Origin of the sequence: Chitinophaga ginsengisegetis (genome assembly GCF_900168065.1) — a bacterium.
In the GTDB taxonomy this organism is placed as follows: Bacteria; Bacteroidota; Bacteroidia; order Chitinophagales; family Chitinophagaceae; genus Chitinophaga; species Chitinophaga ginsengisegetis.
This window is the reverse complement of the sequence record NZ_FUZZ01000004.1, coordinates 699,412-723,769: the sequence shown is the minus strand read 5'-3', so window position 1 is coordinate 723,769 and position 24,358 is coordinate 699,412. Positions and strand designations below refer to the sequence as shown.

Below are 24,358 nucleotides of genomic sequence, written 5' to 3'. Positions count from 1 at the left end.
TGCAGCCTCATGGAGACTGCCTTTGTTGTAAGTATGGGAACTGTTTTCCGGGATTATTGTACTATGTAGATAACATCATCTTTCTGATTAATAGTAAGATTATTTAACGTACCAATAGTCGTCAGGAATTCTTTTAATGTTTCTTTGCTACTGTCGAATGTTCCGGTGAAATTCATGCCTGTGAGGCTGCTTTCTGTATATTGTATGCTGACGTGGTATTTCTCAGACATCTGTTTGAAAACGCCCGCCAGCGGTTCATTGTTGAACGTGATAATTTCGTTTATGCGTACAGGTGCTTTATCTTTTTTATTGCTGATGGCCGCATTCACAGTTACCAGCATTTTTTGCCGGTCGTAGCGCAGTGCCTGGCCGGGAAGCAGGTAAACATCGGGTGCCTGTGCATGCTCCTGTTTTACTACCACCTTGCCGCTGATCAGCTGTACCTGTGTAATCGCTTTCCCGTTCCACGCAGTTATTTTAAACACGGTGCCTAATGCGGTGGTGCCAAGCTGGCCTGCATATACGGTGAATGGTTGCTCTTTATTACCGGTTACGCGGAACAGGGCTTGTCCTTTTAAATAAACATCCCTGCGGCTACCGGTAAATGGCTCCTGGTATTTCACTTCGCTTTGCGGCGACAGTTCAACAATGCTGCCATCGCTCAGCTGCAGCGGCATTGTTTTGCGGGTGTGGTTCATCACCGTACGTAACGCTGTTGCCGGGGCAACATTTGTTTGCGCGGGTTTTACGGCCATTGTTTTATTCACGGGCAACGGACGTAACAAAGTCCATAGGAGTCCGCCGGAAATAATCAGTACAACAGCTGCTGCCGCTGCATACCAACGCCTGTTTATTTGTTTCTTCTGAAAAGTACGACCTTCAATCACCGTCATCATTTTACCGGAAATGGCTTCCGGTAATTGCTGGCCGGGCTGGAAAGCATGCCAGCTTTCTTCCGTTAAGTAAGGTTGTAAAGCCTCCGGATGCTGCGCAATGTATTCTTTTACCCATTGCTTCTCTGCTTCATTGCATTCATCCCGGAGAAACTTTTCAATAAGTGTTGCTGAATGCTTCATAGTAAGTATTCGTTTGAAAACAGTAAATCCCTCACTGCATAACATTTAGTTAATAGATCACGAGTAGCAGCAGTAGCAGCAGGGAATTTTTTAATTGCCGGATAGCCCGTACAATATGGTTTTCAACTGTTTTAGGGGAGATGGATAACTGCCTGGCAATTTCTTTGTGCGGAAGTCCTTCAAAGCGACTGAGTTTAAAAACATTTTTCCGGATGGGAGATAGTTGTTCTATACTGTTGTACACCCGTTTCAGTTCTTCCTTTACAGAGATGTCTGTTTCCACATGCCAGGTAGTGGTATCCTTTACCAGTGTTTGCGTATGACGGTTACGCACCTGCTGTTTGCGGAGCAGGTCGGTCATCACGCTTTTGCCTATACGAAAAATTTGTGTGGAGATATTGAAGTTTGTTGAAAGCTTCTCCCGTTTTTCCCAGAGGAGTATGAAAGTAAGTTGCACAGTTTCCTCCGCTATGTAAACGGAGTGTGTACATTTCAGCACGTAGAAGTAAAGTTTTGTGTGGTACTGTTGATATACCATCTTAAAACTTTCGATATTCCCATTGATAATATCCTGTACAATACTTTCCATAATTGCCAGCAAATATCTGATCAGCCTAAACAAGATACAAGGAATTACCGATTATATTATTGTTATTTTCAACAATAGCATGCGATATCTCCGCGGTTCGTTTATTTCTTCAATTTTAATATTAAGGGTACCGTAGCTACACCGGGGATCGTTACCGTGAGGGAAAGATCCAGGTTGGTGCTGCTGATATTTTCGATCCAGTGCGGGTCGTTTTCTCCTTTGGCGGAAATAAGTTTCAACACTGAATCATGTACATCCAGGTCCCACGTACCGCTGTTGCCCGCAACAGGCAGGATCAGCGTGGTGCAGCCCTCAATGGCAAAGGAACCATCGGTGTTAAACCGGTAGGTGTTATTAACGGTGCAGGTAAACAGGGCGCCGCCCGGTCCGAGCAGGGGAGCCAGGGCAATGATGCTGGTGCCTGCGGGAATGTTCTGTTTATTCAATTTAACGGCTACAGCCAGCACGATGTCCTGTTGTTTCCAGGTACCCGTCACCAGTTCATACTTAGGCGATTTTTGGGGCGTTGCAGGCTTATCTTTTTTACAGGCGCCTGTAAGTATACAAAATACAGGCAGTACAATAAATAGATAACGGGGGATAAAAAAGTGCATGTGTTTTGGTATTAAATGATGGAAGGAGTTTCGTTCCTTCTATATATTCGTTTTGAAACGGTATATCCCTCACCGCTTAACAATTGGTTAATATAAACTAGCCTTTATCCCTGAATTTTTTGGGCGACACCCCCATGATCAGTTTAAACGACCTGGAAAACGTGTATTGATCGGGGTATCCCATTTCCTGCGCAATTTCTTTTACGGTAAGATGGGTATCTTTCAGCAGCTGGCTGGCCTTCTGCATCCGCAGGGAGGTAAACAGCTGGATGGGAGAGTAGCGTGTTTTTTCTTTGAAGAGGGCCGACAGGTACGACGCGGAAATACAGGTTTCCCTGGAAAGGTCGGCCAGGGTGAGGTGCTGGTCCAGCTTTCGTTTCATGAGCTGGATACATTGCTCAATAATATTGTCGGCGCCCTTTTTCATATAATTGAAAACCGTGAGCCGGAAGGTGCCCAGGAAACTATAGAACCGGAAATTGGCATACAGCAGGTTTTCTATATTATTCATGAGGTCGAGGTGATGGAGGATATCATCGAACTGCGCATTGCGCCCTACAAGAGGCGGAATGGTATGTGGTTTCAGGCCGGTGCCGAGGTAGCTGTAGATGTCATCTGCGAGCTTGCCGGAAAACTGTACGGCGTAGATGCGCCACGGTTCTTCGGCCGAAGGGCCGGAGCGGAACGCGGCGCCTTTTGGAAAAAGCAGGTATTGATTGGATTTGATGGCCACTTTCTTTTTCCCGGTTTCCAGCCATCCTTTTCCATGTGTTACATATAATAAGGTGTATACCGGAGCGCCCTTTGGTTCGCTGATTTCGCGGGCAGCATTTTCAGGATAGAGGCCAATGGTGGTAATAAAAAGGTTTCTGCCAAGCGGATGCTTTTCCAGCTTGTGTTTCAGGTGGTCCGGTAAGTTCCAGGTGGTCGGTGTGTTGGCGGCCAGGTTGTTCATCGCAATAGTAATTTAAGCTATTCTTTTCATAACATTCAACATTGTTTGATCCATAAAAATTAGCAATCTTCGTGTAACGACTGTAATATTTATTCATCCACGTATTGAACTGGTTTTATCAACCAATCGGAGAATCGTTATGCACCAACTGCCAATAATTGATCTGGCTGTAATCGCCATTTACCTGCTATGTATGATTGGAGTGGGGGTATGGTTTTCACGGAAAAACAGGAACGCAGCACAATTTACCACGGCATCAGGAACTATACCGGGCTGGGCTTTGGGGCTTTCTTTGTATGCCACGTTTTTAAGTAGTAATACTTTTCTCGGCGTGCCGGGAAAATCATTTGGCAGTAACTGGAATGCTTTTGTATTCAGTTTATCTATGCCGCTGGCAGCTTTTATTGCGGCAAAATATTTTGTGCCGTTTTACCGGCGCAGCGGTGAAGTGAGCGCCTACACACACCTGGAACACCGCTTTGGCCCGTGGGCCAGAACATATGCGATGGTTTGTTTTATCCTGATGCAACTGGCGCGGATGGGCTCCATCTTTTTTGGTGTGGCGCTGGCGCTGCAGGCGCTTACGGGGTTGGAAATGCGTACTATCATGACCGTTACCGGCGTATGCATCATTATATATACGGTGTTGGGCGGTATGGAAGCGGTGATCTGGACAGAGGTATTGCAGGGGATTGTAAAAACCGCCGGCGCCATCGTGATCCTCTGGCTGGTGATTACAGGAATGAACGATGGCGTGAAGGATATCTGGAAGATAGGAATGGCAGATGGAAAATTTTCCCTGGGCAGTTTTTCCCTGCGGGATTTCAGTACGTCTACTTTCTGGGTGGTGTTCCTGTATGGCTTTTTTATTAACCTGAACAATTTCGGGATGGACCAGAACTATGTACAGCGCTATCATACGGCCCGTTCAGAAAAGGAAGCGTCGCGCAGTATATGGCTTTGCGTGTATTGGTATGTGCCGGTGAGCATGGTATTCTTTTTTATCGGCACTGCCTTGTATGCGTATGCGCAACAGCATCCGGAACTGCTGCTGCCGCTGAAACAACAGGTGGCTGCGGAAAGGCAGGTGCCGGTTGCATCACTGCAGCCAGCGGACTACGGCGATAAAGTATTGCCCTGGTTTATGGTGACGAAAGTGCCTAAAGGACTCATGGGCTTAATCGTAGCAGCCATTCTTTCAGCTGCGATGAGTACCGTCAGCAGTGGCATGAACAGTACCGCTACTGTTTTTCTGAAAGATATTTATCAGCGGTATGTTGATCCGAAAATCACGCCTGCAAAGGAAATGCGGGTATTGTATATCGCCACTACGTTGTCTGGTTTGCTGGCTATTGGTTTTGGTATTTCCATGATAGGCGTGAAGAGTATACTGGATATGTGGTGGGAGCTGTCTGGTATTTTTGCGGGAGGCATGCTGGGATTGTTTTTGCTGGGTATTATCTCCAAAACAAAAAATGCCACAGCGGTTACTGCTACCATCATTGGTATTATAGTGATTCTGTGGATGTCGTTATCAAAGTATCTGCCCGCCGGATGGGTAAATCTGCGCAGCCCGTTGCATGCGCATATGATCATCGTGGTGGGAACTTTATCAATATTCCTGGCGGGAATGCTGCTATCGCGGCTGCAACGTCTTAAAACTTCCTGATTTATTAAAACCCGTTTGTTATGCAAAAGAAATTTGTACCGGTGATGATCACCCCCTTTAATCTGAAAGCGCAGATTGACCATGACATGGTGGAGCACCTGGTAGATTTTTATCTGGATGCCGGCGTAAAAGGTTTTTTCGCCAACTGCCTGTCGTCCGAAATGTACAGTATCAGCGAGGATGAGCGGCTGGAGCTGACACGCCACGTAGTGCGCTATGTGAATGGCCGTGTGCCGGTAGTGGCCACCGGGTCGTTTGGTCTTACCATCAAAGACAAAGCGCTGTTTACACAAAAGATCTATGACACCGGTGTGGATTCTGTGATCATGATCACCGGTCATTTCGCCAATATAGATGAGCCGGATGCAGTACTGCTGCAAAGATTTGAGGAATTGTTTTCGCTGACCGGCGATATTCCGTTAGGCTTATACGAATGCCCTGCGCCTTATAAAAGAGTGATTACGCCGGAAATCCTGCAAACCTTACTGGCTACCAACCGACTCATTTATCACAAGGATACTTCCTGCAAAGTAGAAAACGTGCGCGCCAAACTGGCCGTAACAGCGGGCAGCCGGCTGGAGTTCTACGATGCGCATACGCCTAATGCGGTAGCATCTATGCAAATGGGAGCAGCCGGTATGTCGTCTATCTCCGGAAATTTTTATCCTGAAATACTGGTGTGGCTGTGTAATCATGTAAATGATGAAAGCCGGCAGGAAGATGTGCACTGGATACAATCGGAATTGCAAAGAGTAGACCCTTTGATCCATGTAGCCTATCCGCTGAGCGCAAAATATTTTCTGCAGTTAAGAGGCATTCCTGTACGTACCATCAGCCGCGCCCATGCGCTGGAGCTGACGCCGGAACAGAAAGAAACCTTGCAGCAGATTTACCGTGATTTTAAAGGCTGGTGCGAGCGTTTACAGATCCGGGAAGTGGTGTCGGCGCCTTTGCCCTCACATTAAATCGATGTTATTTCTGACAGGAAGTTATGACGGCAACCGGCCAATGTGTAGTTTAGAGAAAGATCCTTATGCTAATTCACACAATAGATGTCAAGCAGTCCATACAATCCGCAGCAAGATGAACAGTTCCTGTGGGTCCGGCTCCGTAACGGAGACCGGGACGCCTTCGGGGAAATATACCGGCGCTACTTTCCGTTGCTGTTCCGCTACTGCATCCGGTTTACAACAGACCGTGCATTGGTAAAGGATATGTTACAGGACTTCTTCTCGCAGCTATTTGTGCAAAGGGCCGGCCTTTCACTTCCTGTCAGCCTCAAAAGCTACCTGATGGTAGCCGCCAGGAGAAAGCTGTTCAGGTATCTTGATAAGTCGGCGCACGGCCCTGCCAGCCTCGACGAAGGCACTGCCTCCACTTTCGCCCTGGAGCTTTCCCCGGAAAGTATCCTCATCAACCGGCAGCATACCGAAAACGCCACACGGTTGCTGCAACAAAAACTGAATGCCCTTACCCTCCGCCAGAAAGAAGCCGTATACCTGCGTTTCTATGAAGGTCTTTCCTACGAGGAGATTGCCGATATTATGGTATTGAAAGAAGTAAAGTATGCCCGGACCCTGATATACCGGGCCATAGCAGAATTAAAAGAGCTGCTGGCGCAGGATGAATCAGCCCTGATGTTCCGTTAAAAAAAAGTTTAAAAAAATATCCGTTTCCCTGAGGGTATTTTTTCGATTCGTGACTCTTCTTATTGTACAAGGTACTTTTTTATGAACTATAGTGAATTCGACGCAGCAGATTTTGCTGCGGATGACTTATTCCGTGCGTGGGTGCTGGAAGAAACAGGTGCTGCTTTCTGGGAAGGCTGGATAACAGCGCATCCCGAAAAGGAAGCGGCACTGCAGGATGCCCGCGCATTGGTGCTGGCACTACGGTTCCGTACCAACGAAATAAGCATGGAAGAAATGGATGCGGTGAAAGATCAGATAGATCTGTTGCTGGACGAACCCGTTATTAAAAAAAATAACGGAACTGCCCGCAGGCGCTGGTACTATGCCCTGGCTGCCGCTGCCGCCGTGTTGCTGTTTGCCGGTATATGGTATGCACAGGGAAGCGAACCACCCATTGAAAACATTCTTGTTCAAACCGGTTTCGGGGAAACCAAAACGCTGCAACTGCCCGACGGTTCTATTGTACAGCTGAATGCCAATTCATCTGTTTCTTATCCCCGCAAATGGACAAAAGAAAATGTAAGAGCAGTAACGCTGAACGGCGAAGCCTATTTTAATGTATCCAAGTCGCCCGCCGGATTGCATCCCAAATTCCGGGTGCTGATGCCGCAGGTCACCATTGAAGTAAAAGGAACTGCCTTTAATGTATACCACCGTCACGACCAGGTGAAGGTATTACTGGAAGAAGGAAAGATTGTAGTGAACGATAGCCTGGATATGAAGCCTGGCGACATGATGTCTTTTACGCCGGGAGCACATCACCGGCTGCAGGCAGATCCTGTGCAGCTTACCGCCTGGAAGCAACACCGGCTCCTGTTCAGGGATACGCCGTTGATAAGCGTTGCACAGCAACTGGAAGATATTTACGGTTATAAGATTCAGTTCAGGAATAAGAAAATGGAAGGCCTGTTATTTACAGGCGCCGGTCCTGCTGACGATCCTTCGATGGTGTTGAAAGCTATGGCCACTGTACATCAGCTGAAAATGAAACAAAGCAATTCAGTTATCATTTTTGAATAAGGTTTTTAAAATTTACAGTTATGCAAAAGAGCTTTACGAAGCTTTATTCTCCCTGGAGAGCAATGCTGCTGTTGTTGCTGCTGCTGACCACCGAAACCAGCGCACAGCAATTAATGGTAAGAAGCGGAGATACTCCCGGGGAAGCAGGAACCATCCCACTCCGGCAGATGCTGACCAACCTCGAAACAAGGTTTAACATCAGCTTTAATTATTCGCCGACACAGGTGGCGGATAAATTTGTAGCAGGAAAACAACTCCGTGTTACCGACAGCAACCTGGAAGTCCAGCTAACGAAAATGCTTACACCACTGGGTTTACAGGCAGTAAAATTAAGCGATCACGATTATGCGATCCGTCCTTCCGGTGGGGAAGCCAACACCACCAAAGCACAGGAAGTTACCGTAAAAGGCATCGTCACCGATGAAAGCGGTGTAGCCCTTCCCGGTGTAAGCGTACATGAAAAAGGAACCTCGAATGGTACGGCTACCAACGTAGACGGACAGTTTACCATTAAGGTAGCAAGCAGCAATGCGGTGCTCGTATTCCGCTCCGTTGGTTACCAATCAAAAGAAGCAGTGGCCGGCAACGGTAACCTGCAGGTGCAGTTAGTGGCTACCGTACGCAGTTTGGACGACGTGGTGGTTACCGCCCTCGGTATTAAGCGCCAGGAGAAAGCACTCGGCTACTCTATTGCCACGCTGAAAGGCGACCAGGTAAGCACCGTAAAAGAAGTGAACATTGCCAACGCCTTAGCCGGTAAAGTAACCGGTGTAAACGTAAGAAGCACCAGCTCTGATCCGGGCGGTACCTCGCTGGTAACCATCCGCGGCCAAAGCAGCATGGAAGGCTATAACCAGCCTTTGTATGTAGTGGATGGTATTCCCATTGCACCGGCGGTGCGTAACCCGAAACAACCCGTAGGACAGGTAGTAGTGGATTATGGCAGCACCATCTCGGATATCAACCCGGATGATATCGCCAGCATCTCTGTACTGAAAGGCGCCAGCGCCTCCGCTTTATATGGCTCCCGCGCTATCAACGGCGTGATCCTCATCACCACCAAATCCGGCTCAGGCGCCACTAAAGGTTTAGGCGTTTCCGTTAATTCCAGCGCGATGTTTGATCAGCCCTGGCTGTTTCCGAAATTCCAGAATGAATTTGGCTCCGGCGACCGTGAAGGTTCGGATGAAACTATTTCTGATGCTTCCTGGGGACCGCGGCTGGACGTAGGTACCAAACATGTACAATGGAACAGCCCTTTGGATGCAAACGGACAGCCGATTCCAACCGACTGGGTATCTTACCCCGACCGGCATAAGGACTTCTTCCGTACCGGATCTACCTTCACCAACAACATTGCCATCACCGGTAATAACAAGGATGGTAACTTCCGCCTGTCGTTTACCAACCTGAAAAATGAAGGCATCATTCCAAATACAGATCTGAAAAGAAATACGCTCAACCTAGCAGCAGGATATAATCTGAATTCCAGCATCAGGGTGAGTACCAATATCGGCTATACGAAAAACAGCAGTGGCAACCGGCCTACTTTTAACCGGGGAAGCGTGAGCAACATCGTATATACCACTACACCCAACGTAGATATCAGGCAGCTGCGTAACTACTGGTTGCCCGGTAAAGAAGGTCTGCAGCAGTTTTCACATGTACCCGGATCTACCGATAACCCTTACCTGGTGGCATATGAATTCATCAACGGGTTTGACCGTGACCGTATGACCGGTAACGTGGAACTGAATATCCAGATCACGAAAGACTTATCGCTGATGGGCCGTACCGGCATGGATCTCTACTCTGAAACACGCGAAAGTAAACGGCCTTTTAGTGCAATAAAGAGTCCAACCGGTGCGTATGCTTTTGAAACAGAATTTTTCAGGGAACAGAATACCGATTTCCTGTTGAGTTATAAAAAGAATATTAACTCCGATTTCTTTGTATCTGTTTCCGCAGGCGCTAACCGGATGAATCAAACCGGCAAGGGCTCCAGCCAGAAAGCAGAAGCGCTGGTAATACCAGGGCTATACAATATTGCTAATGCCAAAGCAGGTTCGGTATCGAATACTTCCAGCAGGTATACCAAACGGATCAACAGCGTGTATGGTATGGGACAGGTGAGCTTCCGCAATTATGCATTCCTGGATCTGACAGCGCGTAACGACTGGTCAAGCACCCTGCCTGCGGGGAACAATTCCTATTTCTATCCTTCGGCTTCACTGAGCCTCATTGTATCAGATATGCTGGGTATTAAATCGGATGTATTGTCTTTTGCAAAGATCCGTGCCAACTGGGCGCAGGTGGGTGGTGATACCGATCCTTATAATTTGTACAACACCTTCAGCTTTGGCCAGGACTGGGACAAGACGAAACTGGCAAACATCAATAATGTGCTGAAAAATAACCGGCTAAAACCACTGATTGCCACCTCGCATGAATTTGGGGCCGATGTTCGTTTCCTGAAAGGAAGACTCGGCATTGACTTTACCTATTATAACACGGTGAACCGCAACCAGATCATCAAGATACCGGTAACAATGGCTACGGGTTATTCCAACATGGTAACCAATGCCGGTAAGATCAGGAACAAAGGTATTGAAATCGGGCTGACCGCAACACCGGTAGCAGGGCCGTTCCGTTGGGATCTGCAATTAAACTATACCCGTAACCGTAATAAAGTGCTGAAGCTGATAGATGGCGTGAGCAATTACCAGTTAGGCAGTGCTGAAGGGATCCGCTTCCTTGTAAAAGAAGGCGCTGAAATGGGCGACATGTATGCGCAAACCTGGGCTACCGTACCGGATGGGGAATTTAAAGGACAGCCTTTATTGAGTGATGAAGGCGGTTACCAGCAGTTGAATGATTATGTAAAGATAGGTAACTATAACCCCGACTTTATGCTCGGTATCAATAATACCTTTACTTACAAAGGGTTTACGCTGAATGTACTGATCGACTGGCGCCAGGGCGGTAACTTCTTCTCTTACGTGGCGAAGAACCTGTTGAGCGATGGCCGTACACAAACCACGGTTCCGGGTCGTGATCCGAAGAGTGGTGGCCTGGCCTGGAAAGATGATGATGGTAACAACCGTACAGATGGCATGATCCTTTTCGGTTATGTAGATGACGGAAATGGTAAATACAAACTCAATGATAAGGTTACCGATCCGGAAAACTACTATGGTGAATACTACTGGAGTTTCAATGGCCGGTCTACTTTCGATGCCAGCTATGTAAAGCTCCGGGAAGCATCTCTTACCTATACCTTTTCAAAGAAAACACTGGGTAAGCTGCCACTGGGAAATCTGAGCGTATCACTGATTGCACGCAACCTGTTTACCTGGACTGCTGCAGAACAAGGGTACGATCCGGAAACAGCAATGACGATCTCCAACGGTAGTTTCTCTCCGGGAGTAGCCAGCTGGGGATTGCCTTACACCCGTTCTTTTGGCGCTAAGGTAGGTTTCAATTTCTAAACCAATAATTGTATGGTTATGCAACGCATGCCTTTTAAATACCTGATACTGATCTTTGGTGTTCTTTTTGCTTCCTGCGAAAAAGGACTGCAAGATATCAATGTGAATCCGAATGAATCGGAAGTGATCAATCCTGAATTCCTGTTATCATCAGTGTTGATCAATACCGCTTATGATTACCAGAAGGAGGCTTACTTTGATGAACCTGCTTCCGCCGGCCGTTATATTACGATGGTGCGCAATGAGGGAAATGATAAGTTCGACTGGGGTCCTCAAAGCTGGGATAGCTATTATTCAAAGCTGTCGTCTAACCGGGAAATGATGGATCTGGCGAAGAAGCTGAACGTACCGCAATATGTGTCTGTAGGCAAGATACTGGAGGCTTTTAACTTTGCGTATGTCACTGATCTGTTTGGCGATATTCCTTACAGCGAGGCGCTGCTATTGAAGAACCAAACGCTGGCGCATCCGAAGTATGATCCGCAGCAAACCATATACCCGGCTTTATTGCAAACGCTGAAAGAAGCAAATAATGAGCTGGCCACTATCACCGATAAGGTAGATGCTACGGCAGATGTGATGTACAAGGGAGAACCGCTGAACTGGCGCAAATTTGCCAACTCGCTCCGCCTGCGGATGTTGTTACGCATCTCTAAAAACTATCCCACTGCCTTCACAGAAATGCAGGAGATCCTGAATGACAAAAGTAAATATCCCATCTTTGAAAGCAATGCAGATAACGCGGAAATCATTTACCAGGGCGCTGTAGCGGCCAATAGTTGGCCGGGTAGCCCGCAGGGAAGTTCCTTTGATGAATTTGATAAACGCAAGCCCAGCAAGGAAATTGTAGATGCTTTGTTGCAACGCAATGATCCCCGTTTGAAGGTATGGATAGCACGGGTGGATTCGCTGAAAGAATGGACAACAGATCCCAATCCTTATGTAGGCGTACCCAATGCGATTCCTGCACCTTATGATTATAATGGCGGTAAGTTTCATATTTCCCGTCTTTCTTCTCTGTTCAGCAGCACTAAGGGAGATATGTTAAAAGCCAGCATGCTTACCTATGCAGAAGTTTGTTTCATCCTCGCAGAATGTGTGCAGGCGGGCAAAGTAACCGTGCCGGGTAAAACAGCGGAAAGCCTCTATTATGATGGCATCCATGCCAACATGAAATTTTATGGCGTAGATCAGGCAGCTATTGATGCCGGTTATTTCAACCAGGCGTCTGTAAAATACAATGGTACCCTGGAACAACTCATCGGTCAGAAGTGGATTGCCGGTTTCCTGAAAGGCGCGGAAGCGTGGTTTGATAACCGCCGCACCGGCCTGCCTAAATTTGTACTGGGGCCTATGTCGTCTACTACGGTGCTGCCTAAACGATATATTTATCCTACCGGCGAAAGAGATACCAATGAAGAACAATACCAGAAAGCACTCACCGTATTTGGAGCAGATAAACAAACCACGCTGATGTGGTACCTGAAGTAAAAGCTATGAAGAAAATACTGATAAGCGGGTGGCTGCTGGCCACCTGCTTTTTACAACAAGCATATGCCCAGTGTTTGCGGCCCGACAGGATTGTATTGAATGTAACGGAAGACCCTTCCCGCTCAGCGGCAGTTACCTGGAGAACCAGTGAGGATGCAGCTGTCAGTTACGCCGAACTGGCGCCTGCTACAGCCGATCCGCGTTTCACGGCAACGGCTGTAAGATATACTGCGGTTACAACACCGCCTTTCGCTGATTCCTTACCGGTACGGTATCATCATTTTACGTTCAACAACCTCCAACCCAATACCAATTACGTATACCGCGTAGGGCAGGGGGACAACTGGAGTGAATGGTTCTCATTCCGCACAGCAGGATTGCCGGGCGAACCCTTTTCGTTTATTTACCTGGGAGATGCGCAGGTAAACATCTTTTCCATGTGGTCAAGGACTATCCGCAAAGCCTGGTCGGTGGCGCCGGATGCACGCCTCATCATTCACGCGGGCGACCTCGTGAACAGGGGCAATAATAACAACGAATGGCAGCAATGGTTTGAGGCAGGTGGCTTTATTCATAGCACCGTTCCCGGTATGATGACCACAGGTAACCACGAATATTACGAAAACGCTGCAGGACAGGATGTTCCTTCTGCTTTCTGGCGGCCACAGTTTACCTTGCCGGAAAACGGTCCGGTGGGATTGGAGGAAACCTGCTACTATACAGATGTACAGGGCATGCGTTTTATTTCACTCAATTCGCAGGAGGTGGAAATATCCGATACGTTACTGGCCCGTCAGAAGGTGTGGCTGGAACAACTGCTAAAAAACAATCCCAACCGGTGGACGGCCATCACGTTCCATCACCCGGTATTATCCACCAAGAAGAGCCGCAACAATGAGCGGCTGCGTGAAAACTTTAAGCCGCTATTTGACAGGTATAAAGTAGACCTCGTATTGCAGGGGCATGACCACACCTACGCACGTGGCCGCGATGGCAACAAGGGACCGGTATACGTGGTGTCTGTAAGCGGACCCAAAATGTCGGAGATAGATCCGCAGCCGTGGATGACCCGCACCGGCTCCTATACACAGCTATTCCAGGTAGTGGATGTGAAACCAAAGATGATATCGTTCCGCGCCTACACAACCACCGGTGAATTGTATGATGCCTTTGACCTGGAGAAACAAGCCAACGGAGAAAATCTCCTGAAGAATAAAATGAAATAACCGTCCTGCTATTCCTTTTTTTTATATTAATCAGTTTATGAAATAATGAGAGGATTCCTTATCATATTATTTTTCATTCCGCAACTTTGTACAGCACAGGTAACGATTGTATCGAAAGATAAGCAGATCGCCGCACAGGTATTACAGGAAGAAGTGAAACGCCGTACTGGTATCGTATGGCCCATTACAGCGCAGACGCCGGAAAAAGGGAGGGTGATCATCTTTCAAACAAAGAAATGTGATAAGGAGTCTTATCATATCCGTACCACTGGACGTACCATTCTCGTAGAAGGAGATGGTTCCCGCGGTTTGTTATATGGTGCTGGCTACCTGCTGCGCATCATGCAGTACCGGCAAAAGGAGGCCGTGTTACCGGAGGTGATCAATGCAGATGCCACACCTGAAAAGGGGATCCGTGGCCACCAGATCGGTTACCGCAACCTGGCTAACTCCTACGACGGGTGGACGCCGGAACAATATGAACAGTATATCCGCGACCTGGCCATCTTTGGGGCTAACAGTATAGAGGCCATTCCGTTTATGCCGGCATCACCGCATTTCACCGTTTCTTCCAACGAAATGACCCGCCGGATCAGCGGGTACTGCAAAAAATACGACCTGGATTTTTCAGTATGGACACCCGCTACTTTTGATCTGAAGGATACTGCTAAAAGACATGATTTCCTGATGCAGTTTGATACGCTGTTCCGCGAATCGGTGCGGCTGGATGCGGTGTTCTTTCCCGGTGGCGATCCCGGCAACAATGCGCCGCAGCTGGTGCTGCCATTGCTGGAGGACTTAGCCGTTCCCTTAAAACAGTATCACCCGGAAGCTGCTATCTGGTTATCGCTGCAAGGCTACGATTCCACGGAGTGCGCATTCGTTTATTCCTATATCCATCAATACAAACCGTTGTGGCTGGGAGGTATAGTAGTGGGGCCTTCCAGTCCTACGCTGGAAGATACCCGTGCAGCTTTGCCACCACAATACAAGATCCGTCATTACCCGGATATTACCCATACCGTTCGCTGCGACTATCCCGTAGTGTGGTGGGACCCGGCATTTGCGTTTAGCCTTGGCCGTGAGCCGGTGAATCCGCAGCCGGTATATTATGCAAACGTCTACCGTTTTATTGCGCCCGATATGGATGGCTTTATCAGCTACTCCGACGGCGCGCACGACGATATCAATAAAATGCTCTGGAGCATGCTGGGCTGGAACAGCCAGGCCGATGTGCGGGAGATGATGACCCAGTACGCCAATTACTTTTTCCCTTCCGCTTCACCGGAGCTGATAGCAGATGGGATCCTCGCGCTGGAAAAGAACTGGGAAGGACCGGTGGCAGATAATGGTGGTATAACGGCTACGCTTACACTGTGGCAGCAACAGGAACGGCTACACGGAGAATTGTCCGGCAACTGGCGCTGGCAGATGTGTTTGTTAAGAGCTTATTACGATGCGTATACCCGTGAGCGTGCCATCCGGGAAGCCGCGCTGGAAGCGGAGGTGAACCGCACCTTGCTGGAGCATAAGGGCAATGAGATCGCCAATGCCGAAAAGATCCTGCAACAGGCAGATAAAAAAGTAATGCCGCAGTGGCGCGATCGTATTGTAGCGTTATGCGATGAGCTATACAAATCAGTATCCCTGCAAACCAGCGTGGCAAAGTATAAAGCCGCCGGGCCGGAACGGGGAGCGGTGCTGGATTTCCTGGACCGGCCGTTGAATAACCGCTGGTGGCTGGAAGATAAGTTCCGTTATATCAAGACCCTTCCGTTGGCGGAGCAGCGTAAGGCGCTGGATACTTTGGGGAGATGGGAGAATCCGGGGCCAGGCAGTTTCTACGATGATATTGGCAATATCTCGAAATCACCGCATGTAGTCCGGAAAGAGGACCTGCACACCGATCCGCTGATGCGCCGCAGTGATACGCCGGGGTTCGACTGGTGGGAGAGTGGTTACAGCCGTAAACGGTTGTCGTGGATGGTGAGCCTTCGCTGGCCTTCCGCCATGCGTTATGATCACCTCGATACTACCGCGCACTACGTGGTAAGAATAACAGGTTATGGCGAAAGCCTGCTGCGCGCGAATGGCGTATTGCTCAAGCCATCTCTCTATAACAAAGGAATAGGGGAGATAAAAGAATTTCCGGTACCCTCAGCTATCAGTAAAAGCGGTACGCTATTGCTGACATGGGATAACATCGACGAAGAACATCTTAACTGGCGACAACATTCAAGGGTCACAGAAGTGTGGCTCATTAAATTATAAAATTATTGGGATGATGAAAATAACTTACCTGGCGGCAGCCCTGCTGCTGTCGTATTCTGCCCGTGCCACGTCCGACCTGCCTTTTACACAGGCGGTTTCCGTTAAATACAACGTTCCGCAGGGATTGGAGCTGATCAAAGTGATCACCGATTACAACGATAACGTACAGGTGCTTACGAAGCAGGGCTTTTATCGCCTCAGTGGAAACGACCTGGTGCGCGATCTGCGTTTCCGCCCGCTGGCGCAGAAGATCCCCGTGGATGTTACTACACAGGAAGGAAGTGGTCATTTATATTATCTCTATGCAGATAAATGCCTGACCAATGGTTATGCAGGCATCCCGTATATCAATCTCCCGCAGGGGAAATTTAGCCGGGTAGCAGTAGATGCTGCCGGTCGTATGTTGTTGTCTGGCAGCAACGCGCTGGCCATTGGTAACAACGGAAAACTGGAAGAGCTGCCGCTTATTCCTGAAGACGTGCAACGGATGGAAGCTAATGGAGGCACTTTCTTTATCTTAACCAATAAAGCCGTGTATGTGCTGAAGGACCACCGGTTTGTTCCGGTACATAAGGTGAAAGATGCTACCGCAATGGCTTTCAAAGGAAACGATATCCTGCTCGGTACTGCTAATGGCTACTATGGTATTAACCGCAACAGTGGAGATACGAGTATGTCGCTGCAAACGCGTGTACCCGTTCCAGTTATCAGTGAGCTGCTGGTGACCAACGGGCATATCTGGGCAGGCACCGGTGCGGGTGCTTTTATGCGTACCGATTCCGGCACCTACCGTTACTTTGCCTCCAAACGTTGGCTGGATCAGGATGTGGTGAAAAGTATGGCCGCCGATAGTCATGGTGATGTGTATGTATTAACCGGTACCGGTCTTAATAAAATTACTTTTATACAACAAACACTCGCGCAGAAAACCGCTTTCTTTGAACGCAAGATCCGCGAGCGGCACATCCGTTATGGCTTCATCGCCAACCTCCTCCTGAATCCTCCCGGCGACGTAGGATCAGCTGAAATGGCGGATACCGATAATGATGGTTTGTGGAGCAGCTTTTACCTCGGCAGCCAGGCTTTCCGGTATGCGGTTACACATGATCCAACGGCTAAAAGATATGCCTGGGAGGCGTTTGAAGCATTTGAAAGGATTTTATCCATCAACCAGTTAACAGGATTTCCTTCCCGGACATTTGAAAGAAAAGGCTATAAAAATTCTGACCCTGAAAGATGGCGCGATTCACCCGATCCCGAATGGGAGTGGAAAGGGCATACCAGTAGCGATGAATATGTAGCCTATATCTGGATCACCGCGGTATTAAACGAAATGGTGGCAGAAACACCGGAGGAAAAGAAGCGGGTCACTGCTTTTATTGATAAAATCATGACGCACATTGTAGATCATAAGTATACAATGGTGGACATTGACAACAAGCCCACGCTCTGGGCCCGCTGGAACCCGGAGTACATCAACTGGTACCCGACTACCATCGGCGACCGGCGACTGGGCAGCACTACTATCATTGCGGGTTTACAGCTGGCGTATAAATTAACAGGCAAAGAAAAATATAAAACAGAAGCGTATAAATTGCTTAACAAGTACGGCTATCTGAAAAATATACAGATCGACTATCGCACCATCAAACCCACACCAGGATACCTGCACCAGGGAATTGATATGGGGATGGGCGACTGGAATCATTCTGACGATGAAATGGCTTTTCTTACTTATTGGGTGTTGTATAAATACGCATTCACCGATGAGCTGAAGGCACAATACAAAGGCGCTATCCGTAACCACTGGGAAGTGGAGCAACCGGAGAAGAACGCCGTATGGAACCTGATTACACTGGCCACCACAGGAGACTTCGACGCATCTGCCACTACCTGGTGGCTGCAAACTTTCCCGATGGACCTGATCAGCTGGAAGATTACCAATTCTAACCGTAAAGATATTACCCTCCTTCCGCCAAATTTCCGGCACCAGTACACCGAAGTGCTGCTGCCGCTGGATGAACAGCCCGTACACCGTCATAACGCCAATGCCTTTACCCTGGATGGTGGCAGCAACGGCGAATCCGAGCTGGCGGGAGATGAATTTTTGTTGCCCTACTGGATGGCGCGTTACCTGAAAGTATTAGAATAATTTAAAAGTATGAAACAACTTTATACGGCAGGCATCCTGTTGATGCTGGCGATGAATGCGGCGGCACAGTCGCCTGCACCCAAACCCAAAATTGTAGTGGGCATGATGGTAGACCAGATGCGTTGGGATTACCTGTACCGCTACGCCGCAAGATATGGGAATGGCGGCTTTAAACGCCTGTTGCGCGAAGGTTTTAAATGCGAGCAAACGTATATTAATTACGCGCCTACGGTAACCGCCTGCGGACATACTTCCGTATACACCGGCAGCAGTCCGGCAGTGCATGGCATCGTGGACAACGACTGGTACAGCCGGGAGTTACAGCGATCCATGTACTGCACGGAAGACAGCACCGAAACCACGGTAGGCGCAGAAGGAAAAGCAGGGAATATGTCGCCCCGCAATCTGCTTGTTTCTACCGTAACAGATGAGCTGCGGCTGGCCACCAATTTCAGAAGCAAAGTAGTAGGCGTAGCGCTGAAAGACAGGGCCTCTATTCTTCCTGCGGGGCATACCGCCAATGCGGCTTTCTGGTATGATGGTAAATCGGGCAACTTTATTTCCAGCAGCTATTACATGAAGGCACTGCCCGAATGGGCGCAACGCTTCAACGAACAACAGCTCCCGGTGAAATACCTGGACAATGGCTGGGAAACATTATATCCCATCAGCAGTTACACGCAAAGTGATGCGGATAATAAAGACTATGAGAAATCATTTGGTCATGAAAAGGCGCCGGTGTTTCCGCACACTTTCACCGGCAGGGAAAAGAACTCCATACGTACCACTCCTTATGGCAACACGCTTACTTTTGCTTTTGCCAAAGCAGCCATAGAAGGGTACGCGCTTGGCGCCGGTACGGAAACAGATTTTCTGGCCGTCAGCTTTTCTTCTCCTGATGCTGTTGGCCACCAGTTTGGTCCTAATTCTATTGAAGAAGAAGATCTTTACCTGCGGCTTGATAAAGACCTGGAGGCATTCTTCACCTATCTCGATAAAAGATTCGGCAAAGGAAACTACCTCTATTTTATTACCGCGGATCATGGTGTGTCGCAGTCGCCCGGCTTCCTTGAAACACACCGGCTGCCAACCGGTTTGCTGGATGCAGACGCGGTATTGAAAGACATTAACACCGCTATTGCGGAACAATTTGGTGTGGCAAATGGCATAGTGGCTTTGTCGGCTTACCAGCTATACCTCAACCGGCCCGCCTTTGCCGCCCGGAACATTCCCCTGCAACAGGTAATAACACTGGTAACAGAGAAGTTGAAAGCAACGCCTGGTATAGCCGACGCCGTTAGTTTACACGACCTCGGTACGGCCGCTTTGCATGAGCCATTACGCACCATGCTGATAAATGGTTACAATAAGCAGCGCGGCGGCGATGTGATCCTGCTGATGCAGGCCGGCTGGAAAGATGGTGGCCGCAGCGGCGCCACACATGGCCTGTGGTATCCCTATGATGCGCATATCCCGCTTGTATGGATGGGCTGGGGGATTAAGCCCGGGAAAACCTATCGTACCACCGGTATGACGGATATTGCGCCTACTGTGGCGGCGCTGCTGAATATACAGGTGCCGGGTGGGAATATCGGGGAAGTGATTTGGGAGGTGTTTAAGTAGAGGAAGCCCGGTATCCCAGTTACTTCCCGGATGCCTCTGCAATACTTCGGACATGGGTATCTCATGGACCATCCATGCACTATCTATACTGTTCGCATGCACTCCTCATGCACTCCTCATGCACTATTGATGCACTATCCATGCACTATGTCCACATGAGGTCGCTAAAAATTCCGGGCTGACGGTACGTCAGAGCCGTTCCGTGAGCTTCACCGTTACGGCATCCCCGGCTTCTTTTCCCAGTAGCTTTCTTAGTTCCACTTTTACAGGGAGCTTGTGGGTACCATCTCCCAGGGCCATAAACGAGCTCTGAAAAGGGTGGTTGTCGATGGTGCCTTTTACCTTTACCAGGCCACGGGTGCCAAAAAATACCACGGAATCGGGCCATATCACGTAGGTCCAGCCGCCAGCGTTGGGACTTTTCAGTAGTGTTGCGCTAAACTGCTTGTTCAGCTTGCCTTTTGCGGGTGCTTCTTTTACAGTTGCCATATGAATATGATTTTGTAAGATAAAGGTAGCGGCGTTGCCGCAATGTGAGGGTTGGTTAAAACGACATTCTTAGGGGCGATTTGCGACAATTGTGAGATTAGGAAAAAAGTCCCGCTCACAAAGCGGGACCAGTCCTTTACCACATATGAGCAACATACACGGCTCAACCCTTCATAACGCCACTCAATGGTTTCCGGCTATCAACCTTGCCTGCGGACATGGCAGTCAGGCTATCGAGGAACGTAACGGTTAATTTATCTCCTTCAAATACACATTGAATCCTGTCGCCATGCAAGGTTTCCACGAAGCGAAGGTTCAGCTGCAGCGTGTTGTTGTTGATCCAGGTAGCGGTGCCTGCTACTTTGGTGGGCTGATGGTTCAATCCCACTTCAGGGAATTTATAAAGCTGGCGTTCCTTATTCAGCATCCATTTTTCCCAGCCTAAGCGGATACTGGCAACGCCTTCGGCTGTTTGCGTGGTCCAGGTACAACCGGCCGGTGAGAAGTCGAACTGCATGGAGGTGGCATTAAAATCGTTTTTATCGAGTGTCCAGGTTTTGCGGTTGTACCGGGAAGCCATGTCGTTGGCAGTGTTGCCTGTAACTACGGGCAGGGCTAAACGACCCAATGCTGTTTTCAGCGCGGCCTGTTCCGAAGGATTATCCGGCAGCACGCCATCGTGAAGAGCGGGCAGCAGGTGTTCCCAGATGATGTTAAGGGATTGCTGCATGTCGGCGGTTTGACTGGTCACTGCCAGCACTGCATCTTTACCGGGCATTACAATACAATACTGACCGAAGGCGCCGTCGCCGCGATAGGCGCCATGCCTGCACTGCCAGAACTGGTAGCCGTATCCCTGGGCCCAATCGCCGTTGCCTTGTTGTGAGGACGTTTGGTAGCCGGTGGCATCTTTTACCCAGCTTTCGGTGAGTAATGTTTTGCCATTCCATTTTCCTTTTTGCAGATATAGCTGCCCCAGTTTTGCGATGTCTGTTGTTTTAACACGGAGGCCATATCCGGCAGTATTCAATCCCTGCGGAGAGGTTTCCCAGTCGTACCCGGTAATATCCAGCGGCTCAAACAGCCGGGGAGCGAGATATCGTTCCAGCGTTTGCCCCGTAACGGCATGGAGGATGGCTCCGAGCATATACGTAGCGCCGGTATTGTACAGGAAATGGGTGCCGGGTTCAAAGTCAACAGGTTGTTCCAGGAACGTTTGTACCCAGGTTTTATTTGATTTAAGCATTGGCGGCATAGTATCTGCGCCGTTGCCGGTGTTCATGGTAAGCAGGTGCTTTACCGTCATTTTCTGAAGATTAGATGACGGATTAGCCGGTACGTCTTTAGGGAAAAATGAAACGACGGGGCTTTGAATATCCAGTTTGCCTTCTTTTACCAGCATGCCGATTGCGGTGCTGGTAAAGCTTTTGGAGAGAGAATACAGCGAGTGTGTAAATTCCGCTGCATAAGGATTCCACCAGCCTTCGGCTACAATATGCCCGTGTCGTAATAAAACAAAGCTATGCCAACTGATGCCGGAGGCATTGGCCGCTTCAATAAAAGAAAGGATTCCGCCGGATGATACTCCCTGCGATTCGGGAAGGGCGTGGGGCAGCAGTACGGAAGGGCGCCATAGTTGACCGATAGGGCCCAGCACCGGAAGAAACCCGATTCCTGCAAGACCTATGCCTGCGTTTTTAATAAAATGTCTTCTGGATTGCATCGTGTTCATGGGAATTAAAGTGAAACGTGGAATGGTTGAATAAATTTACATCTTAATAACACCCGTTATACAACCGGAGCTGCATCTTCGGGGACTTTGCGCCTGCCTGCAATTACCTCCGCTATAACAAATACGATCCCTTCTCCTACAAGGATCAACAGGTAATGCAGCGACCGCGTTTCATATTTCCCGGACACCCAGAAAAACAACAATGCGGAGAGGGCGCATACGATGCCGGTTAATAAAAGGATCCATTTGGCAAACACCATTTGTTGATATGCTTTGTGTACTTCAGGCGTGGAGGGCGTTACATCCGGTTTTATTTTATTCAGCAGGTAGCCGTTTTCCATTGCATCAAATAACCAGGCGATGAGCTGGAGCCATGCGAGGCATTCAAAGAATATTTCGCCGGCGGGTGTCATCTTATCGGCTACCTGTATGCACAACAGGAAGATACTTCCGTAGAGGGCGGGCATGAAAAGGAAATCGACCCACAGCTGTCCGCGGAGGGCTGAAAGCGTGCGTGATCGTTGCGGCGCCGGCAACGCATAGATGCCTTTGATCAGCTCCGGAATTTCTTTGGAAGAAGCGGGAAACTGCAGATCGATGATGCTGAACTTGCGCACCACTACATCCAGGAGATAAAAGTGCCGTGCCTGCCGGAGCATAATAAAAGCGGTGAGCAGCAATAGGGCTGCAGAAAAACATAACCAACACCAGGCATTTGCAATAACAGGTTCCATATTTATTTTTTGAGTTGGATTTGAAGATCTGTGCGGTCGTTTTTATAGGTATCCCAGTCGAATGTTCTTAAAAATTCACAGGCAGCTTTGGCGCCGAGTACGAACATGTCTATTTTATCTTTATCAGACAGGAAGAAGTTCAGCCAGTTATACTGATCGGACGACAAATCCACTTTTCCTACTCCGCGCTGATACACTTCATTTTTAAGCAGGAAATCTTTATCGTAATAGTTACGGATGGTATTAAACATGCGTCCGAAATATCCCGTGAGCGACCAGCTGAAGGCATTCTCCTGTTTGTCCGCCGGCTTGCTGTCGTCCAGGTCGATCCCAAATGATGGCAACCTCGGCACCGTTACATTGGCATTGAAAAAAATGCTGATCGGGAAATTGGACAGGATGCCGCCATCAACGAAACGGGCAGTGGAAGGCGGCTGTGTGATGCCAAAAAATTTCTTCCATGCGTCTTTGATCCGGATATCATCTGCCGGAATATCATTGATCATATAAGATTCAAAGAAGAGGGGGATAGACATCGACGCGCGGATGAATCCTGCGGGAGAGAGGGTATCCACATCGGTGCGGAACAGGGAACACATGGCAGGGAACTGGATCTTATTCTGGGTAACCAGTTCGGAGGCAATAAAGGTTACATCTCCCTTCAGTTCTTCCAGCCCGCTTTGATTGGGCACACGCAATTGCAGCGCCGGGCAGATAGCAGCTTTTCTATTCAGATCGCTCACTGTGGCCACCTGGTTTTCCAGCAGCAGCCGTTTGATCCAGTCATAAAAAACATCTCCCGGATTTATTCCATATCCTGAATTCTTCAGCCGTTTAAAGAGATCGATCACGTAAGAAATACCGATGCCAAGCACCAGCGATAAAAATCCGCTGAGGATAAAACAGATGCCGGTCCATACATACAACGCCGGGTATTTGCTGCTGAGTCCCACCAGCACCACATCTCCGGCTATCAGCAATGCAAATGCCGCCAGTACAACCAGCAGCTTATTTTTGGCTTTATCAATATAGTTTTTCCGGGTAATAAAATTTTTGATCAGTGTGCGTGCCGCAGGATGTCCATCTACCAGCGAAAAAAAATCCAGGTCGCAGATGGCCTGTAATACTTCCGCTGATTTTTTATCGGACTTATTTTTAATCACTGTCATCAGGGCGGTATTGATGGCGCCCGCGCTGGTGCCGGCCAGCCGGAGGAACCGGATACCCATTTCTTCCAGGATATAAGTATATCCCACGAGGGCAATACCAAATACGCCACCACCTTTCTGTACCAGGTTTACATATTGATGCCCTTCGGCATCCAGCACGTCAGATACAATCAGCGGTTTGCCACCACTGGCGGCAGGATCAAAGGTTTTCTTTAAACTCTCCAGCTCCTCTATCACTACGCGGTTGTGAATAAAGTCGGATACGGTTAATTTAACAGGGTTTTTCGCCGGCATAATGTTATGTATAAGGGGTATCCTTCTAAATTAATCATTTTTTTGATTTTTTTCATCCCGGGATAAGGTTGCAGA

At 48.6% G+C, this 24,358-nt stretch carries 18 protein-coding genes; 10 read left to right on the top strand and 8 right to left on the bottom strand.

The features are described 5' to 3' along the window. Nucleotides 1–53 precede the first annotated feature (53 nt). The 4 genes from B5Z18_RS25565 to B5Z18_RS25550 all read right to left on the bottom strand — a co-directional run bounded on the left by B5Z18_RS25565 (nucleotide 54) and on the right by B5Z18_RS25550 (nucleotide 3,234). Nucleotides 54–1,076: a FecR family protein gene (locus B5Z18_RS25565; protein WP_159454428.1), complete on the bottom strand. Its 1,023-nt coding sequence runs from the start codon at nucleotides 1,074–1,076 to the stop codon at nucleotides 54–56. 49 nt (nucleotides 1,077–1,125) lie between these two features. Continuing rightward, entirely contained in the window at nucleotides 1,126–1,665 is a 540-nt protein-coding gene (locus B5Z18_RS25560; protein ID WP_133256293.1) for an RNA polymerase sigma factor, read from the bottom strand. 101 nt (nucleotides 1,666–1,766) lie between these two features. After that, nucleotides 1,767–2,279, bottom strand: a complete 513-nt coding sequence (locus tag B5Z18_RS25555; RefSeq protein WP_079472366.1) for a hypothetical protein — start codon at nucleotides 2,277–2,279, stop codon at nucleotides 1,767–1,769. Between the two features lie 97 nt (nucleotides 2,280–2,376). Beyond that, complete coding sequence (locus B5Z18_RS25550; RefSeq protein WP_079472365.1) at nucleotides 2,377–3,234, bottom strand: AraC family transcriptional regulator; 858 nt, start codon at nucleotides 3,232–3,234, stop codon at nucleotides 2,377–2,379. 139 nt (nucleotides 3,235–3,373) lie between these two features. Here B5Z18_RS25550 and B5Z18_RS25545 point away from each other — a divergent pair, with 139 nt between their 5' ends. The 10 genes from B5Z18_RS25545 to pafA all read left to right on the top strand — a co-directional run bounded on the left by B5Z18_RS25545 (nucleotide 3,374) and on the right by pafA (nucleotide 19,865). Continuing rightward, nucleotides 3,374–4,903, top strand: coding sequence for a sodium:solute symporter family protein (locus tag B5Z18_RS25545; RefSeq protein ID WP_079472364.1), 1,530 nt, complete (start codon nucleotides 3,374–3,376; stop codon nucleotides 4,901–4,903). 20 nt (nucleotides 4,904–4,923) lie between these two features. Next, entirely contained in the window at nucleotides 4,924–5,868 is a 945-nt protein-coding gene (locus B5Z18_RS25540) for a dihydrodipicolinate synthase family protein (protein ID WP_079472363.1), read from the top strand. A gap of 87 nt (nucleotides 5,869–5,955) precedes the next feature. Continuing rightward, entirely contained in the window at nucleotides 5,956–6,552 is a 597-nt protein-coding gene (locus B5Z18_RS25535; RefSeq protein WP_079472362.1) for an RNA polymerase sigma factor, read from the top strand. A gap of 81 nt (nucleotides 6,553–6,633) precedes the next feature. Then, on the top strand, nucleotides 6,634–7,614 hold the full coding sequence (locus tag B5Z18_RS25530; protein WP_079472361.1) for a FecR family protein: 981 nt from the start codon (nucleotides 6,634–6,636) through the stop codon (nucleotides 7,612–7,614). Between the two features lie 20 nt (nucleotides 7,615–7,634). Further along, the gene (locus tag B5Z18_RS25525; protein WP_079472360.1) at nucleotides 7,635–11,102 is read left to right on the top strand and encodes a SusC/RagA family TonB-linked outer membrane protein; all 3,468 of its coding nucleotides are present in this window, start codon (nucleotides 7,635–7,637) and stop codon (nucleotides 11,100–11,102) included. 12 nt (nucleotides 11,103–11,114) lie between these two features. Next, nucleotides 11,115–12,593 carry a SusD/RagB family nutrient-binding outer membrane lipoprotein gene (locus B5Z18_RS25520; RefSeq protein WP_235016015.1) on the top strand — a complete coding sequence of 493 codons (1,479 nt, stop codon included), beginning with the start codon at nucleotides 11,115–11,117 and terminating at the stop codon, nucleotides 12,591–12,593. Between the two features lie 5 nt (nucleotides 12,594–12,598). After that, nucleotides 12,599–13,819: a purple acid phosphatase family protein gene (locus B5Z18_RS25515; protein WP_143313691.1), complete on the top strand. Its 1,221-nt coding sequence runs from the start codon at nucleotides 12,599–12,601 to the stop codon at nucleotides 13,817–13,819. Nucleotides 13,820–13,864: 45 nt separating this feature from the next. Continuing rightward, complete coding sequence (locus tag B5Z18_RS25510; RefSeq protein WP_079472358.1) at nucleotides 13,865–16,090, top strand: glycoside hydrolase family 20 zincin-like fold domain-containing protein; 2,226 nt, start codon at nucleotides 13,865–13,867, stop codon at nucleotides 16,088–16,090. Nucleotides 16,091–16,100: 10 nt separating this feature from the next. Further along, complete coding sequence (locus B5Z18_RS25505; protein ID WP_079472357.1) at nucleotides 16,101–18,242, top strand: ligand-binding sensor domain-containing protein; 2,142 nt, start codon at nucleotides 16,101–16,103, stop codon at nucleotides 18,240–18,242. Nucleotides 18,243–18,251: 9 nt separating this feature from the next. Next, complete coding sequence (pafA, locus tag B5Z18_RS25500; protein WP_079472356.1) at nucleotides 18,252–19,865, top strand: alkaline phosphatase PafA; 1,614 nt, start codon at nucleotides 18,252–18,254, stop codon at nucleotides 19,863–19,865. Nucleotides 19,866–20,054: 189 nt separating this feature from the next. On the opposite strand, the gene B5Z18_RS25495 is transcribed toward pafA, so the two are convergent. The 4 genes from B5Z18_RS25495 to B5Z18_RS25480 form a co-directional block, all read right to left on the bottom strand. Beyond that, on the bottom strand, nucleotides 20,055–20,354 hold the full coding sequence (locus B5Z18_RS25495; RefSeq protein ID WP_079472355.1) for a DUF1905 domain-containing protein: 300 nt from the start codon (nucleotides 20,352–20,354) through the stop codon (nucleotides 20,055–20,057). 163 nt (nucleotides 20,355–20,517) lie between these two features. Next, on the bottom strand, nucleotides 20,518–22,077 hold the full coding sequence (locus B5Z18_RS25490; protein ID WP_200817345.1) for a serine hydrolase domain-containing protein: 1,560 nt from the start codon (nucleotides 22,075–22,077) through the stop codon (nucleotides 20,518–20,520). Between the two features lie 65 nt (nucleotides 22,078–22,142). Next, complete coding sequence (locus tag B5Z18_RS25485; RefSeq protein WP_079472353.1) at nucleotides 22,143–22,820, bottom strand: hypothetical protein; 678 nt, start codon at nucleotides 22,818–22,820, stop codon at nucleotides 22,143–22,145. Nucleotides 22,821–22,822: 2 nt separating this feature from the next. Beyond that, the gene (locus B5Z18_RS25480; protein ID WP_079472352.1) at nucleotides 22,823–24,283 is read right to left on the bottom strand and encodes a patatin-like phospholipase family protein; all 1,461 of its coding nucleotides are present in this window, start codon (nucleotides 24,281–24,283) and stop codon (nucleotides 22,823–22,825) included. Nucleotides 24,284–24,358: the final 75 nt, after the last annotated feature.

What these genes read in the sequence shown, in the direction of transcription:
- B5Z18_RS25565 (WP_159454428.1), bottom strand. Translation starts at nt 1,076, where the DNA reads ATGAAGCATTCAGCAACACTTATTGAAAAGTTTCTCCGGGATGAATGC.
- B5Z18_RS25560 (WP_133256293.1), bottom strand. Translation starts at nt 1,665, where the DNA reads ATGGAAAGTATTGTACAGGATATTATCAATGGGAATATCGAAAGTTTT.
- B5Z18_RS25555 (WP_079472366.1), bottom strand. Translation starts at nt 2,279, where the DNA reads ATGCACTTTTTTATCCCCCGTTATCTATTTATTGTACTGCCTGTATTT.
- B5Z18_RS25550 (WP_079472365.1), bottom strand. Translation starts at nt 3,234, where the DNA reads ATGAACAACCTGGCCGCCAACACACCGACCACCTGGAACTTACCGGAC.
- B5Z18_RS25545 (WP_079472364.1), top strand. Translation starts at nt 3,374, where the DNA reads ATGCACCAACTGCCAATAATTGATCTGGCTGTAATCGCCATTTACCTG.
- B5Z18_RS25540 (WP_079472363.1), top strand. Translation starts at nt 4,924, where the DNA reads ATGCAAAAGAAATTTGTACCGGTGATGATCACCCCCTTTAATCTGAAA.
- B5Z18_RS25535 (WP_079472362.1), top strand. Translation starts at nt 5,956, where the DNA reads ATGTCAAGCAGTCCATACAATCCGCAGCAAGATGAACAGTTCCTGTGG.
- B5Z18_RS25530 (WP_079472361.1), top strand. Translation starts at nt 6,634, where the DNA reads ATGAACTATAGTGAATTCGACGCAGCAGATTTTGCTGCGGATGACTTA.
- B5Z18_RS25525 (WP_079472360.1), top strand. Translation starts at nt 7,635, where the DNA reads ATGCAAAAGAGCTTTACGAAGCTTTATTCTCCCTGGAGAGCAATGCTG.
- B5Z18_RS25520 (WP_235016015.1), top strand. Translation starts at nt 11,115, where the DNA reads ATGGTTATGCAACGCATGCCTTTTAAATACCTGATACTGATCTTTGGT.
- B5Z18_RS25515 (WP_143313691.1), top strand. Translation starts at nt 12,599, where the DNA reads ATGAAGAAAATACTGATAAGCGGGTGGCTGCTGGCCACCTGCTTTTTA.
- B5Z18_RS25510 (WP_079472358.1), top strand. Translation starts at nt 13,865, where the DNA reads ATGAGAGGATTCCTTATCATATTATTTTTCATTCCGCAACTTTGTACA.
- B5Z18_RS25505 (WP_079472357.1), top strand. Translation starts at nt 16,101, where the DNA reads ATGATGAAAATAACTTACCTGGCGGCAGCCCTGCTGCTGTCGTATTCT.
- pafA (WP_079472356.1), top strand. Translation starts at nt 18,252, where the DNA reads ATGAAACAACTTTATACGGCAGGCATCCTGTTGATGCTGGCGATGAAT.
- B5Z18_RS25495 (WP_079472355.1), bottom strand. Translation starts at nt 20,354, where the DNA reads ATGGCAACTGTAAAAGAAGCACCCGCAAAAGGCAAGCTGAACAAGCAG.
- B5Z18_RS25490 (WP_200817345.1), bottom strand. Translation starts at nt 22,077, where the DNA reads ATGCAATCCAGAAGACATTTTATTAAAAACGCAGGCATAGGTCTTGCA.
- B5Z18_RS25485 (WP_079472353.1), bottom strand. Translation starts at nt 22,820, where the DNA reads ATGGAACCTGTTATTGCAAATGCCTGGTGTTGGTTATGTTTTTCTGCA.
- B5Z18_RS25480 (WP_079472352.1), bottom strand. Translation starts at nt 24,283, where the DNA reads ATGCCGGCGAAAAACCCTGTTAAATTAACCGTATCCGACTTTATTCAC.